The sequence below is a fragment of the Bradyrhizobium sp. AC87j1 genome (assembly GCF_002936975.1).
GTDB lineage: Bacteria > Pseudomonadota > Alphaproteobacteria > Rhizobiales > Xanthobacteraceae > Bradyrhizobium > Bradyrhizobium shewense.
This window is the reverse complement of the sequence record NZ_PTFE01000021.1, coordinates 43087-57500: the sequence shown is the minus strand read 5'-3', so window position 1 is coordinate 57500 and position 14414 is coordinate 43087. Positions and strand designations below refer to the sequence as shown.

The following is a 14414-nucleotide window of genomic DNA, read 5'->3' as shown; positions in this document are numbered from 1 at the left end:
TCGTGTTTCAGCTTCAGGCGATGCGCAAGACCGATCGGCAGCGCGCCGGCCTTCAGGCTGGCCGCCGCCGGTACCAGCTTGCCCCACACGGTGTAGCCGCCTTCGCCGTCCAGCATCTCGCCCGCGCGCAGATTGCGCTTGGCGACCGCCGCGACGTCGCCTCGGAAGCCGCTGGCCTGGCCGGTCGGCTCGTCGCGCAGCGCGGCCGACAGCACCGAGATGTTCAGCTCAAGCCCGATCAAATGATAGGGCTTGTACATTGCGGCAAAGCGTCCGCTGGCATCGGTCTTGAGGCCGTATTGCCTGAAGCAGTCGGCGGCGTAGTCGTTCGGCGCCTCCAGCACGACATAGACGCCCCAGCGCAGGTCGCGAAACACCGGCCGTCCGTCGCGCTCGAGCGAGGACACGACCTCCACCAGGCCTGACCGATCCAGCACGCCACCGCGCGAGCGCGGCCGCATGATGTGCGGGAGGTCGTCGACGCCGCAGGGCGGAAACAGCAGGCCGTCCGCGGGCACGTCGAGGGCGCAGGCATTGGCGATCGCAGCCATCTCGATCGCCGATTTGGTGCCATCGAGGAAAGAGTTGAACATCTGCGGATTCATGCCGGCCGACTGCGCTTCGCCTGCGGTGAGGCCGTAATGCTGCCAGACGCCGTCCGGTGTGACGTCATGATAGGCCGGCAGGTATTTTGTCCCCTTGCCGGCAGCGACGACGCGAAAGCCGGTGGCGCGGGCCCAGTCGACCATCTCGGCAGTCAGCGCCGGCTGGTCGCCATAGGCGAGCGAATAGACCACGCCCGCCTTGCGCGCTTCCTCGGCGAGCAGCGGACCTGCCAGCACGTCGGCCTCGACGTTGACCATCACGATATGCTTGCCCGCCGCGATCGCGGCGCGCGCATGGCGGATGCCGACGGCGGGATTGCCGGTCGCCTCCACCACCACGTCCATCGCGCCGCCGGCAATGGCGCGCGCGCCGTCATCGGTGAAGACGGTTGCGGCGATCCGCTCAGAGCTCCAGCCGACCGTGCGGCAGGCCTCACGTGCGCGCTCGCGGTCGATGTCGACGATGATGGGCACCTCCAGCCCCGGCGTGTGCGGCACCTGCGCCAGAAACATCGAGCCGAACTTGCCCGCACCGATCAGCGCAACACGGACAGGCTTGCCGGCGGACGCGCGGGCCTGGAGGAGGCGGAAGAGGTTCATGGGGGATTGTCCTGGTAATGATCGTGTCCCGGACGCGATGCAACGCGTAGCGTTGCTGCGCAGAGCCGGGGCCCAGAAAAGCTATCCGTGTGGCATGGCCCGGCTCTGCAGCGCACCGCCTGCGCGCTGCGCCGCGTCCGGGGCACGAGACCTACTTACTCCGCCGCCTGCCGCGGCGCACGGGCAAGCCGCAGCAGCGCGTCGTCGTCCACCGTCTTGATCGGGGCGAAGTCGCGATGCGCGATATAGTCCGGCCGCGTGGGGTTGCGGATGTGGTTCGAGACCGCGTTCAGCGTCAGGTACACGATCTTGCGCGGGAAGGGCGTGATGTTGCCGGCCGAGCCGTGCACGAGATTGCCGTGGAACATCAACATGCCGCCGGGCTTGCCGGTCGGCGCCACGATGCCTCCCTGCTCGACGAGGCGCGTCACGGTCGCCTCGTCGAGCGTCCACAGCGGATAGGAGGTGGTGGCGAGGTCGTGCGAGGCTTCGAGATCGCCGGCGTTCTGGCTGCGTGGCACCAGCATCAGAGGCCCGTTGATCGGCATCACCTCGTCGAGGAAGATCGCGATGTTCATGGCGCGCGGCTCCGGCATGCCGTCGTCGCGCTTCCAGGTGCCGTAATCCTGGTGCCATTGCCAGACATCGCCGGTGAAGGCCGATTTCGCGTTGATCTTGAACTGGTGCATGTAGACGGACTCGCCGAACAGCTGCTCGACCGGGTCGATCATGCGCGGATGTGCGCCGAGGAGGCCGAACGCCTCATTGTAAAGATGCGCGGCAAAAGCCGTGCGCGGCGCGCCGCTCTTCTCGCGCCAGACTTCGGGACGGTTGGCGTCGTAGATGCCGACCGCCTCGCGCGCCAGCAGATCGACCTCCTCCTGATTGAACAGCTCGGGCAGGAACAGCCAGCCCTCGCGGTGGAAGAACTCCAATTGCTCCTGAGACAGTCTCATGGGTCGTTTCCTCCTGTTTTGTTTATTTGTTGTTTCGCCGTTCCGGGGCGGTCTGCAGGACCGAACTCCGGCGCACACTTGCGCACCGTAGTCGCGCGTCGCGCGTCCGGAATGACAGGGCAAATCGCTACGCCGCCGCTTCCTCCGTCGCCCTCAATCTCTCCTCAGTCATCCGTCCCGCCGTCTGTGCATGCGCCAGCGCGGCGGCTTCGGCCGCCTTCACGTCGCCCGCGAGAATGTGTCCGGCGATATCGGCATGCTCGGCCCAGGCGCTGCCGCGGTAGTCGAGCTCCGACAGCACCGTCGCCATCGAGCGGCGCATGTGCGGCCATTGCGGCGCGATCGTCTCCTCGATCACGGGATTGCCGGCGAGCTGATAGATCGCGCGGTGAAAATCCACGTCGAGCACGATCAGTTCAGTGAGTGTCGTGTTGCGGTCGATGCCGCGCCCCGCGGCGAACGCAGCCTCCAGCCGTGCGCGTCCTGCCGCGTCGCTGGCGGCGCGCTTCGCCGCAAGCCGCGCGGCCAACGCGTCGATCGCGCCGCGCACCTCGTAGAGTTGGCGGATGCGCGCGGGATCGAGCTGGGTGACCTCAAAGCCGCGCCGTCCGCTCTCGGCGACCAGACCCTGGCGGTGCAGCAGATGCAGCGCATGCGAGACAGGCTGGCGCGACACGCCGAGCTTGTCGGCGAGCTCGTTCTGGCGGATGCGCTGGCCGGGCTGAAGCGTGCGGTCGGAGATCGCCTCCAGGATCCGGGCATAGACCTGGTCGATCAGGTTCGGGAGCGGGTCGAGAGGGATCACGCCGGCAGCTCCTGCGAGGGAATACGGAATTCCGTATTCGAAGGTATCGCGGGAGGGGGATGGCGTCAAGATGTGCTGCGCGCCCACGCTCACGTCGCCCGGTAGGGCTCCGATAAGCTATTGATATTGCTGTACCCGTCTACTGTGCATGGGGTTGTTTTCGCGGAAAAGCCTCCGCCTCAGCCCTCCAGCACCTCCACCTCCAGCGCGGCGATCCCTTCCGCATCGGCCAGCGCCTCGATCCCGGCAATGCGCTCGTCCTTGAACGTCACACGCAGCGCGATGCGCAGCCGTCCGCCGAGGATGACGGCAACGCCGATCTCGCCGTCAACCAGTGCCGTCCGCGCGGCCTGGGCGCGGCCCTTGTAGAGCTGTGCGACCGCATCCGCGCCCCGGATCTCTGGTAGCGTGCCGAGCCGCACCGCGGCCTGATCGGCGCGGAATACGACGTCTGGATCGAGCACGGCGAGCAGCCCCTCGAAATTGCCCTCGCGCGACGCCTTGAGGAAAGCATCGACGATTCCGCGCTGGCGCGACAGGTCGGTCTCGGGCACCGGTGCCCCCTGCACGCGCCGCCGGGCTCGGCTCGCAAGCTGTCGCGACGCGTCGACCGAGCGGCCGACGATCGGCGCGATCTCCTCGAAGGGCACCGCGAACATATCGTGCAGCACGAAGGCGAGCCGCTCCGCCGGCTGCAAAGTCTCGAGCACGACGAGCAGCGCCGCGCCGACGGAATCGGCCATCTCCACCTCGCGCTCCCGCGTTTCGTCGACCGGCTCCGGCACATGCGGGCCCATCGGCTCTTCCTTGCGCGACTTCCGCGCGCGCAGCATGTCGAGGCAGATGCGCGCGACCACGGTCGTCAGCCAGCCGCGCAAATTCGCGAGGTCGGACATGTCGTAGCGGCTGGCCCGCAGCCAGGCTTCCTGCACGGCATCGTCGACCTCTGCGCCGGAGCCCAGCATCCGGTAGGCGACCGTGCGCAGATGGTCCCTGCTGGCCTCGAACTGGTGGCTGAGAAAATCGTCTTCGAAGTTTTTTTCGGTCATCGGTCACATTCCCTCGTCGCGATCCGTCATGCCCATGACGAAGCCAATCCGGCCGATGTGACCGGAACCTTCGAAATTCGAGCGATGGAGACGAAAAAGATGCACGCCCGCATGAATCACCCTGTCATGGTCCTCCCCGAGGCCCCGAATGTCCTGCAGTCCCTCGGTAATCTGACCAAGCAGGGTTTGCCGGAAAAGCTCCTGGAACTGGTGCACCTGCGCGCCAGCCAGATCAACGGTTGCAGCGTCTGCGTCGACATGCATCCCAAGATCGCCCGCAAGCTCGGTGAGACCGACGAGCGTCTGTTCGCCGTGTCCGCCTGGCGCGATGCGCCCTATTTCACTGACGCCGAGCGCGCCGCGCTGGCGCTGACCGAGGCCGTCACGCGCCTCGCCGATCGCGAGGACCCGGTGCCGGATGCGATCTGGAACGAGGCCGCCAAGCATTTCGACGAGCGCGAGCTCGCAACGCTGATCCTCTCGATTGCCACCATCAATGTCTGGAACCGGCTGAATGCAACGATCAAGATGCCGGTGGGTGTTTGGAAGGTGTGAGGTCTCCATCTCTCCCCGCTTGCGGGGAGAGGGGGCACTTACTCCGCCAGGAACTTGCTCACCACCTCGCCGAACTCCAGTGGGGCCTGCTCGAACATCCAGTGGCCGGCGTTCGGAATCACTGCCGTCCGGCTGCCCGTGATGTGCTCGGCCAGCACGCGCCACATCACGGAGAGGCTGCCCGTGGTGGCTCCGCCGCCGATCAGCAGCGTCGGCGTCCGGATCGCCTGCGCATCGCTGAGCGTGTAGGGCTTGCGCTGCTCGTTGATCTGGCCGAGGAACGTCAGCGCATTGTCGCGCAGCTGCTGCTTTGCCGCTGCCGGCACGCGCCGCCACGAGCCGTCACCCTCGATGCCCTCGTAGAAATTCTGCAGCGCGCTCTCGATATCGCCGGCACGGATCATCTCGACCGAGCGCGCCGTGCGCGCGGCCAGCGGCGGATGCGCGGGCGTGCCTTCCGGCAACGGTAGGGATGCGTCGAGATCGCCGCCCGGCTCGGCCAGCACCAATTTTCGCAGCAGATCAGGCCGCGCCTGCGCCACGCGAAAGGCGATGTGTCCGCCGCGCGAATGGCCCATGAGATCGACGGGGCCGGGCTGCACCTGCTCGATGAAGGCAATCGTGTCGGCAACGTGCTGCGCCATCTTGTAGTCGTCTCCGGCCGCGTCCCAATGCTCGGGGAAGAAATACCGCAGGCTGACTGAGATCACCCGATGCGCCTTCGACAGCGGGCCGAGCACCGAATACCAGGTGCGGAAGTCGCCGAGCGTGCCGTGCACGCAGACCAGCGGATGGCCCTCTCCGACTTCGAGATAGGCCATGTCGTAACCGTTGACGCGAAATGTCTGCATGATCAGCTCGCCAGGAAGTCGAGAACCACTTCGGAGTATTTTTGCGGCGCCTGCTCGAACATCGGATGCGTCGCGTTCGGGATGATCGCGGTCTTGGAACAGGGCACATGCGCGGCGAGCGCATGCAGCACCTTCGGCAGCAGGCCCTTGGTCCGTGCGCCCAGGATGAACAGCGTCGGCATCTTGATCGCCTCCGCATCCGCCTTGGAGAACGGCGGACGGTTGTCGCGGACCTGGCCGATCAGCGTATAGGCATTATCGCGCAAATTCTGCTTCACCAGGGCCGGCAGCCGCGGCCAGGTGCCGGCGCCTTCCAGCGTGTCGACGAACACGGCGAGGCCGCCATCGACATCGCCCGCGGCGATCTTTTCGGCCGAGGCCATGAAGCGCGCCAGCAGCGGCGAGGGCCCGCCGGCATAATTGGGGTCGAGGCTCGCATCGAGTTCGCCGCCGGGCTCGGCCAGGATCAGCCGCCGCAGCAGATCCGGCCGCCGCTGCGCCACGCGGAAACAGATGTGCCCGCCGCGGGAATGGCCCATCAAGTCGACCGGGCCGAGATCGAGCTTCTCGATGAAGGCGATGACATCGTCGACATGCTGGGCGATCGAGTAGGTGTCGCCGATGCCGTCCCATCGCGCCGGGAAGAAGTGCCGCAGGCTGACAGCGATCACCCGGTGCCGCTGGGTCAGCGGGCCGAGCACGCAGCCCCAGACCCGGAAATCGTTGAGCGAACCGTGCACGCAGACCAGCGGCGTCCGGCCGCTGTCCTCGCCCACGTCGAGATAGGGCATGTTGTATCCGTTGACGTGGAGGCTTTGCATTCAGGGCTCGCGAAGGGATTGGAACTCCTGTGCAAGATTCCCGGAAACCGGGTGGATCGCAACTATTTCCAAGCCTAGATTTGGCCCGAGATCACATTGGGGGCATGCGACGGCAACGCAAGCCAGGAACCAAGCCATGACCGACCAGCATTTCGCCCTGTTCGACACCAGGATCGGCCTCTGCGCCATCGCCTGGGGCGCGCGCGGCATCAATGGCACGCAATTGCCGATGGGCGGCGAGCAGAAGATCCGCACCCGCATCAGCCAGCGCCACGGTGATGCCGTTGAGGCCGAGCCGACCGCCGAGGTGCAACAGGCGATCGACCGCATCGTCAAGCTGCTCGCGGGCGAGCCTGACGACCTCACCGATATCGAGCTCGATCTCGACGGCGTGCCCGACTTCAACCGCGGCGTCTACGAGATCGCCCGTGCCATCCCGCCCGGCAAGACCCTCACCTATGGCGACATCGCCAAGCAGCTCGGCGGCGTCCAGCTCTCGCGCGACGTCGGCCAGGCGCTCGGCCACAATCCGTGCCCGATCGTGGTGCCATGCCACCGCGTGCTGGCTGCCGGCAACAGGCCCGGCGGTTTCTCGGCCAACGGGGGCGTCGTGACGAAGCTGAAGATGCTCGAGATCGAAGGCGCGCTGGTGAACCACACGCCGAGTTTGTTTGATTGAGGCGGCTTGCGCTGACTTCGTAGGATGGGCAAAGCGGAAGCGTGCCCACCATCTCGTCGTAACATGGAAAGGTCGTGGGCACGGCGCTTCGCGCCTTTGCCCACCCTACGAGACCTCCGCTAAATCTTCGCCGCCGTCTTCGGCCAATACTTATCGCGCAGGTGCCGCTTCACCAGTTTGCCTGTGGGCGTACGCGGCAGCTCGGGCTCGAAATCGATCGAGCGCGGGCACTTGAGGGCGGAGAGGCGGCCCTTGCAGTAGGCGATCAAATCGGCCTCGAGCGCCTTGCCGGCACGCTTCATGTCGTGCGGCTGCACCACCGCCTTCACCTCTTCGCCCATCTCCTCGTTCGGCACGCCGAACACCGCAACGTCGGCGACGTCGGGGTGGGTGATCAGCACGTCCTCGGTCTCCTGCGGGTAGATGTTCACGCCGCCCGAGATGATCATGTAGGACTTGCGGTCGGTGAGATAGAGGAAGCCCTCCTTGTCGAGATAGCCGACATCGCCGAGCGTCGACCATCCTTTCGCGTTGTAGGCCTTCTTCGTCTTCTCGGGGTCGTTGTGATAGGTGAACGCGGGCGCGTCGGCGAAATAGACCGTGCCGATCTCGCCGAGCGGTTGCTCCTCGTCGTTCTCGTCGAGGATCTTGATCTTGCCGACCACGGCGCGGCCAACGCTGCCGCGATGCTCCAGCCATTCTTTCGAGCTGCAGACGGTGACGCCATTGCCTTCCGAGCCAGCGTAGTATTCGATCAGGATCGGCCCCCACCATTCGATCATCTTCGCTTTCACGTCGACGGGGCAGGGGGCAGCGGCGTGGATCGCACCCTTGAGCGTGGCGACGTTGTACTTCGCGCGGACCTCGTCCGGCAGCTTCAGCATGCGCACGAACATGGTCGGCACCAGCTGCGACTGCGTCACCTTGTATGTCTCGACCAGCTTCAGGAATTCCTCGGCATCGAAATGCTCCATGATGATGGAGGTGCCGCCGAGTACGATCGCCATCATGTTGAAGCGCAACGGAGCTGCGTGATAGAGCGGCGCCGGTGACAGGTAAGTGCTTTCGGTGTTCATGCCGCACATGTCGGCGCAGAGCACCTTCAGAAGCGGATTCGGCATATCGATGGTCTTGCCTTCAAACGCCTTCTTGACGCCCTTGGGCCGGCCGGTGGTGCCGGACGAATAGAGCATGTCGTAGCCGGCGACCTCGTCGGCGATCGGCGTGATCGGCTGCGCGGCGGCCCCCTTGTCGTAGGAGCGGAAGCCGGGCAGCGGGTTGTCCATCATGTAGAAGATCGGCTCGCCGGCGGCGCCCTTGATCAGGCCCTTGATCTGGTCGGCGCATTTCGGCGTCGTGATCACGACCTTGGCGCCGCAATCGGCGATAATGTAGTCGATCTCGTCCTGCTTCAAATAGCGGCTGATCGCTGTGTAATAGAGCCCGCTCCGCTGCGCGGCCCAGCAGAGCTCCATGAAGGCGAGGCGGTTCTCCATGAGAAGCGCGATGTGGTCGCCGGCCTTGAGGCCGAGCGAGCGGAACAAATGCGCGCCCTGGTTCGAAAGCTCGTCGAGCTCGCGATAGGTGATCGCCTTGCCGGTCCCGGCCATCTGGTAGGCGATCTTGTCGGGCGTGGTGCGGGCGTGGACGGAGGGGTGGGTCATGGCGTTTCCTCAAGACGCGAATGGCGAGTAGCGAGTGGCGAATAGGGGAGAAGGGTAACCGCTCTTCGCCTACTCACCATTCGCTACTCGCCACTCACTACTCCCTTTTGTTCTTCTTACAGCCGCTCCACGATCGTCACGTTGGCCATGCCGCCGCCTTCGCACATGGTCTGCAGGCCGTAGCGCTTGCCGCGTTGATGCAGAGCGTGAACCAGCGTCGTCATCAGCTTGGTGCCGGAGCCGCCGAGCGGATGGCCGAGCGCGATGGCGCCGCCGTTGACGTTGAGGCGGTCAGGATCGGCCCCGGTGGTCTTGAGCCAGCCGGTCGGCACCGAGGCAAAGGCCTCGTTGACCTCGAACAGGTCGATGTCGCCGATCTTCATGCCGGCCTTCTCCAGCGCGCGCTTGGTGGCGTGCAGCGGTGCGTCCAGCATGATCACGGGATCGCCGCCCGTCATGGTCATGTGATGGATGCGCGCCAGCGGTGTGACGCCGAGCTGCTTGAGGCCACGCTCGTTCACCACCATGACGCCGGAGGCGCCGTCGCAGATCTGGCTGGCGCTGGCCGCGGTCAGCTTGCCATTCTCGGCGATCAGCTTGACGCCCTTGATACCCTCGAGCGTCGCATCGAAGCGGATGCCTTCGTCGATGTGGTGGGTGTCCTTGCTGCCGTCGGCGCGGGTGATCTCGAGCGGCACGATCTCCTTCTTAAAGTGGCCGGCTTGAGTTGCAGCGATCGCGCGCTGATGGCTGTTGAAGGAGTATTCGTCGAGATCATTCTTCGACAGGCCGTACTTCTCGGCCATCATCTCGGCGCCGGTGAACTGGCTGAACACGATGTTCGGATAGCGCTGCTCGATGCCCGGGCTCTTGTAATTGCCAAAGCCATTCTTGGCGGGAAGCTGCGAGGACAGCCCCATCGGCACGCGCGTCATCGATTCCACGCCGGCGGCAATCACGACGTCCATGGTGCCGGACATCACCGCTTGCGCGGCAAAGTGCAGCGCCTGCTGCGAGGAGCCGCACTGGCGGTCGATCGAGGTGCCCGGCACGCTCTCCGGCAGCTTCGAGGCCATGATCGCGTTGCGCGCGACATTGTTGGACTGCTCGCCGACCTGCATCACGCAGCCCATGATCACGTCCTCGACCAGCGCAGGATCGACCTTGGTGCGGTCGACCAGCTCGTCCAGCACCTTTGCGGCGAGGTCGGCCGGATGCCAGCCGGCGAGACGGCCCCCCTTGCGCCCGCCCGCGGTACGCGCAGCGGCGACGATGTAAGCCTCGGCCATGTCGGTTTCTCCCTGAATTTCTTGATTGGGTCGGTTGTCGGGGCGGATTTAAGGGACGCAAGATGAATTAGTCAATCGATCAATTAATTCTTGTGATGAGCCGCTGCTTGGGCTTATCTGCGCCCCGTCTCGACGCGCATTCAGGGAACTCCGTGACTACCAGCGTACCGAACAGGCTCCCCAGCGGAAAAAATTCCACGGCAGAGAAATTGCTCGTGGCCGCGAGCGAGCTGATGATCGAACGCTCCTCGATCGAGATTTCGCTCAGCGACATCGCCCAGAAGTCGGGCGCCAACGCCGCGTTGGTCAAATATCACTTCGGCAACAAGGACGGCCTGTTGCTGGCACTGCTCGCGCGGGATGCCGCGACCGAGATGTCCAATCTCGAATATCTGCTGGCACAGCCGATTACGGCAACCGCGAAGCTCAAGCTGCATATCGGCGGCATCATCCGCGCCTACTACCGGTTCCCCTATATGAACCGGCTGATCCACTATCTCCTGCACGAGACCAACACGGCCTCCGCTGACGAAGTGTCGAAATTCTTCGTGGCGCCGCTGCTCGACTTTCACCGCCGCCTGCTCGCCGAAGGCGTCAGCCAGGGCGAGTTCCGCGCCACCGATCCGGTGCTGTTCTACACCAGCCTGATCGGAGCCTGCGATCATCTGTTCTTTGGCCGGCACGCGATGTCTCGCGCGACCGGCGTCGGCCCGGTCACCGACGACGTCTGCCGGCAATATATCAAGCACATGGAAACGCTGATCTGCGGGGGCATCCTCACGCAAGTCGAGGAAGCTGCCGCGGCCGGATGATCCGGCCGCAACTCTCGAGTCTAGAGAAGAAACGTCCAAGGAAAGGTAGCCTGTCATGGAATTGAAAGACGTAGCCGTTCTCATCACCGGCGGTGGTTCGGGCCTCGGCGAGGCGACCGCCCGCGCTATGGCGGCCAAGGGCGCCAAGGTCGGCGTGATCGACCAGAACAAAGAGAATGCCGAGAAGGTCGCGGCCGAGGTGAAGGGCGTCGCGCTCCATGCCGACGTCACCAGCGAAGAGCAGATCAAGGCCGCGATCGCCAAGGCGGAAGCCGCGCATGGCGTTGCCCGCGTGCTGATGAACTGCGCCGGCATCGGCGGCTCGCAGCGCATCGTCGGCCGCGACGGCGTCTATCCGCTGGAAAAGTTCGCGCGCATCATCAACGTCAATCTGATCGGCACCTTCAACTGCCTGCGGCTGTTCGCCGAGCGCCTTGTCACGATCGAGCCAGTCGGTGAAGAGCGCGGCGTCATCATCAATACGGCCTCGGTTGCCGCTTACGAAGGCCAGATCGGCCAGATCGCCTATTCGGCCTCGAAGGGCGGCGTCGTCGGTTTGACTTTGCCGGCCGCGCGCGATCTCGCCAGCCAGAAGATCCGCGTCAACACCATCGCGCCCGGCCTGTTCTTCACGCCGCTGCTGATGGGGCTGAACGAGGAGGCTCGCAAGAGCCTGGGCGCGCAGGTGCCGCATCCCTCTCGTCTCGGCGATGCCAAGGAATACGGCTCGCTCGCCGTGCACATCGTCGAGAATCCGATGCTCAACGGCGAGACCATCCGCCTCGACGGTGCCATCCGCATGGCGCCGAGGTAGCTCTCTTCCCTTCTCCCCTTGCGGGAGAAGGTGGCGCGAAGCGCCGGATGAGGGGTCTCTATTCGCGGAGACAGACCCCTCACCCAAACGAATTCCGGGCTAGCGACGTACATGCCCTCTCCCACAAGGGGAGAGGGCGCAATAACCGCCACTCAAAGAGCGGATCCAGGAGCGCCCCCATGTCCCAACCGCTGCTGATCGAGCATGACGACGGCGTCGACCGGGTGACGCTCAATCGGCCCGAGCACCTCAACGCGCTCGATCCCGCGCTGATCGATGCGCTCAACGTTTATTTCCAGGGCCTCCAGCGTAACCGCGACACGCGCGTCGTCGTGCTCCGGGGCGCTGGTAAGAATTTTTGTGCGGGCCTTGATCTCAAGGCTGCGATGGCCCGCCGTGCCGGCCAGCAGGAGCCGCCTGGCGTCACGGAGTCGCTGGACTCGCAGCGGCGTATCGCCGACATCGTGATGCTGATGCGGCGTTGCCCGCAACCGATCCTGTCGCTGGTGCAGGGCGCGGCGGCCGGCGGCGGCTTTGCGCTGGCGCTCGCCTCCGACATTCGCATCGCGACGAAGTCGGCGCGGATGAACTGCGCCTTCATCAAGCTCGGCCTCGGCGGCTGTGACATCGGCACCAGCTATTTCCTGCCGCGGCTGGTCGGCGTGTCCGTGGCGTCGGAGCTGATCCTCACCGGCCGGTTCATCGGCGCCGAGCGCGCGCTGGCGGTCGGGCTGGTCTCGGAGGTCGTCGACGAGGACAAGCTCGACGCCGCGGCTGAGCCTTATGTCGACGCAATGATGACGGCTTCGCCCGTCGGCCTGCGTCTGTCCAAGGAATGCCTCAACATGAGTGTCGACGCGGGATCGCTGGAGGCCGTTATCGCCATGGAAGATCGCAACCAGGTCCTGTGCAGCCGTTCCGAGGAATTTTCGGAAGGCATCAGGGCCTTCCTTGAGAAGCGAAAGCCTGTCTATATCAAGCGCTGAACGAGAACGATCCGCAAAGGACGATAATTCCGGGAGACGCAAAATGAGTGGAAGCGCGGCGGCTGTGATGACGAAGCCCGCCTTTCGCAAGATCGAGTGGCTCGCGCGCGACATCGACGTCGAGCGCCGCGACGACGGCACGGTAGTGCTGAAGTCGCGCATTCCGCTGCAAGCTTACGAGACGCACATCCCGGCGTCGCTGGCCAAATGGGCGAAGGAAGCGCCCGAGCGCATCTGGCTCGCCCAGCGCGGTGGCGCGAACCGCGCATGGCGCAAGGTATCCTATGGCGAAGCCAAGCGCACCGTGGATGCGCTGACCCAAGGCCTGCTCAATCTCGGACTCGATGGTCGCCCCGTTGCGATCCTCTCCGGCAATTCGATCGAGCATGCGCTGATGACGCAGGCCGCGATGCAGGCGCGTGCGCCCGCGGCGCCGGTGTCGCCGGCCTACTCGCTGATGAGCCACGATCACGTCAAGCTGAAGTACCTATTCGACCTGATCAAGCCGGCCGTGGTGATGGTGCAGGACGGGCCGACGTTCGAGAAGGCGCTCAAGGCGATCGATCTCACCGGCGTCACGGTGGTTCACGTCGCGCGTCCCTGTGACGGCATCAAGAGCGTCAGCTTTGCCGAGCTTGCGGCAACGCCGGTAACCGCCGATGTCGATGCGTCGATCGCGAAGATCACGCCGCAGACGGTCGGAAAACTGCTTTTCACCTCCGGCTCGACCGGCATGCCCAAGGCCGTCATCAATACGCAGGAGATGATGTGCGCCAATGCGGCGATGATGATGCAGGTGCGGCCGCGCTCGGCTGATGGCCCTGTTGCGACCATGCTGGACTGGATGCCGTGGAATCACACCATGGGCGGCAACGCGGCGTTCCACCCGATCCTGGTCGATGGCGGCACGCTCTATATCGACGACGGCCGGCCGATGCCGGGCCAATTCGAGGAGACGCTGCGAAACCTGCGCGAGATTTCGCCGACCTATTACGCCAACGTGCCGGCCGGCTATGCGGCGCTCGCCGCCGCCATGGAGAAGGACGATGCGCTCTGTCGCTCCTTCTTCAAGAACCTCTCGATCATGGCCTATGGCGGCGCGCGCCTGCCCGACGATCTCTACGACCGCATGCAGGCCCTCGCGGTGAAGACCACCGGCGAGCGCATCGTGTTCTACACCGGCTGGGGTTCGACCGAGACCGCGCCGACCTCGACCGGCACCTATTGGGACACCGAGCGCGTCGGCCTGATCGGCCTGCCATTCCCCGGTGTCGAGCTGAAGATGGTGCCGTGCGGTTCGAAATACGAATTACGCCTGCGCGGCGTCAACGTCACGCCGGGCTATTTCGGCCAGCCTGATCTCACCAAGAAGATGTTCGACGAGGAGGGCTATTACTGCATCGGCGATGCCGGCGTTTTCGTCGACGATGCCGATCCGGTGAAGGGCATCATCTTTGCCGGCCGTGTGGTCGAGGATTTCAAGCTCACCACCGGCACCTTCGTGCATGTCGGCTCACTCCGCACCGATGCCATCGCCGCAGCGACGCCTGTCGTGCACGACGCGCTGGTCGCGGGGCAGGACCGGGCCTTCATCGGCCTGCTCGCCTGGCCAAACCTGCACGCCTGCCGGCAACTTGTCGGCAACGCCGATCTCAGCTTCGAGGACGCAGTGAAGCATCCCGAGGTGATCGCCTGCTTCAGGCGTGGGTTGGAGGCTCACAACCGGGACTGTGAAGGCGCCAGCAGCCGCATCATCGCGCGGGCCATGTTGATGGTCGAGCCGCCCTCGATCGACGGCAACGAGCTCACCGACAAGGGTTACATCAACCAGCGCGCCGGCCTCGAACGCCGCGCCGCGCTGGTCGAGCGGCTCTATGCCGAGAAGCCGGATGAAGGTGTGATCGTGTTGCGATGAAGACGGTAGGATG

General features: G+C 65.0%; 14 protein-coding genes (1 of these 14 running past the window's edge). 6 read left to right on the top strand and 8 right to left on the bottom strand.

Going from position 1 to position 14414, the window contains the following annotated elements:
* From CV770_RS13815 to CV770_RS13800, 4 genes are all read right to left on the bottom strand, one after another.
* A protein-coding gene (locus CV770_RS13815; RefSeq protein WP_104462735.1) for an NAD(P)H-dependent oxidoreductase crosses the window boundary here: on the bottom strand, positions 1-1205 show its 5' portion. The gene continues 109 nt to the left of window position 1, outside the view; only the first 1205 of its 1314 coding nucleotides appear in the window; the start codon lies at positions 1203-1205; its stop codon lies beyond the left edge, outside the window.
* Between the two features lie 155 nt (positions 1206-1360).
* Complete coding sequence (locus CV770_RS13810; protein ID WP_104462734.1) at positions 1361-2161, bottom strand: phytanoyl-CoA dioxygenase family protein; 801 nt, start codon at positions 2159-2161, stop codon at positions 1361-1363.
* Positions 2162-2288: 127 nt separating this feature from the next.
* The gene (locus CV770_RS13805; RefSeq protein ID WP_104462733.1) at positions 2289-2966 is read right to left on the bottom strand and encodes a GntR family transcriptional regulator; all 678 of its coding nucleotides are present in this window, start codon (positions 2964-2966) and stop codon (positions 2289-2291) included.
* A gap of 179 nt (positions 2967-3145) precedes the next feature.
* A complete protein-coding gene (locus tag CV770_RS13800) occupies positions 3146-4015 on the bottom strand; it encodes a sigma-70 family RNA polymerase sigma factor (RefSeq protein WP_104462732.1) in 870 nt (289 codons plus the stop codon).
* Positions 4016-4114: 99 nt separating this feature from the next.
* Between CV770_RS13800 and CV770_RS13795 the strand changes: the two genes are divergently transcribed.
* A complete protein-coding gene (locus CV770_RS13795; RefSeq protein WP_104462755.1) occupies positions 4115-4570 on the top strand; it encodes a carboxymuconolactone decarboxylase family protein in 456 nt (151 codons plus the stop codon).
* Positions 4571-4608: 38 nt separating this feature from the next.
* On the opposite strand, the gene CV770_RS13790 is transcribed toward CV770_RS13795, so the two are convergent.
* Positions 4609-5421 (bottom strand): alpha/beta fold hydrolase, encoded by an 813-nt coding sequence (locus CV770_RS13790; RefSeq protein ID WP_104462731.1) that lies wholly within the window; start codon positions 5419-5421, stop codon positions 4609-4611.
* Positions 5422-5423: 2 nt separating this feature from the next.
* The gene (locus CV770_RS13785) at positions 5424-6242 is read right to left on the bottom strand and encodes an alpha/beta fold hydrolase (protein WP_104462730.1); all 819 of its coding nucleotides are present in this window, start codon (positions 6240-6242) and stop codon (positions 5424-5426) included.
* A 136-nt stretch (positions 6243-6378) separates the two neighbouring features.
* On the opposite strand from CV770_RS13785, the gene CV770_RS13780 reads away from it, so the two are divergent.
* Positions 6379-6921: a methylated-DNA--[protein]-cysteine S-methyltransferase gene (locus tag CV770_RS13780; protein ID WP_104462729.1), complete on the top strand. Its 543-nt coding sequence runs from the start codon at positions 6379-6381 to the stop codon at positions 6919-6921.
* A 119-nt stretch (positions 6922-7040) separates the two neighbouring features.
* Here CV770_RS13780 and CV770_RS13775 read toward each other — a convergent pair whose 3' ends face one another.
* Positions 7041-8585 (bottom strand): acyl-CoA synthetase, encoded by a 1545-nt coding sequence (locus CV770_RS13775; protein WP_104462728.1) that lies wholly within the window; start codon positions 8583-8585, stop codon positions 7041-7043.
* A gap of 116 nt (positions 8586-8701) precedes the next feature.
* Positions 8702-9874: an acetyl-CoA C-acetyltransferase gene (locus CV770_RS13770; RefSeq protein WP_091966721.1), complete on the bottom strand. Its 1173-nt coding sequence runs from the start codon at positions 9872-9874 to the stop codon at positions 8702-8704.
* A gap of 233 nt (positions 9875-10107) precedes the next feature.
* Here CV770_RS13770 and CV770_RS13765 point away from each other — a divergent pair, with 233 nt between their 5' ends.
* The 4 genes from CV770_RS13765 (at position 10108) to CV770_RS13750 (ending at position 14401) form a co-directional block, all read left to right on the top strand.
* Positions 10108-10686: a TetR family transcriptional regulator gene (locus CV770_RS13765; protein WP_245323899.1), complete on the top strand. Its 579-nt coding sequence runs from the start codon at positions 10108-10110 to the stop codon at positions 10684-10686.
* 55 nt (positions 10687-10741) lie between these two features.
* Positions 10742-11500: an SDR family NAD(P)-dependent oxidoreductase gene (locus CV770_RS13760; protein WP_091966724.1), complete on the top strand. Its 759-nt coding sequence runs from the start codon at positions 10742-10744 to the stop codon at positions 11498-11500.
* Between the two features lie 179 nt (positions 11501-11679).
* Positions 11680-12486, top strand: a complete 807-nt coding sequence (locus CV770_RS13755) for an enoyl-CoA hydratase/isomerase family protein (protein ID WP_091966725.1) — start codon at positions 11680-11682, stop codon at positions 12484-12486.
* Between the two features lie 43 nt (positions 12487-12529).
* Positions 12530-14401: an AMP-binding protein gene (locus CV770_RS13750; protein WP_104462727.1), complete on the top strand. Its 1872-nt coding sequence runs from the start codon at positions 12530-12532 to the stop codon at positions 14399-14401.
* Positions 14402-14414: the final 13 nt, after the last annotated feature.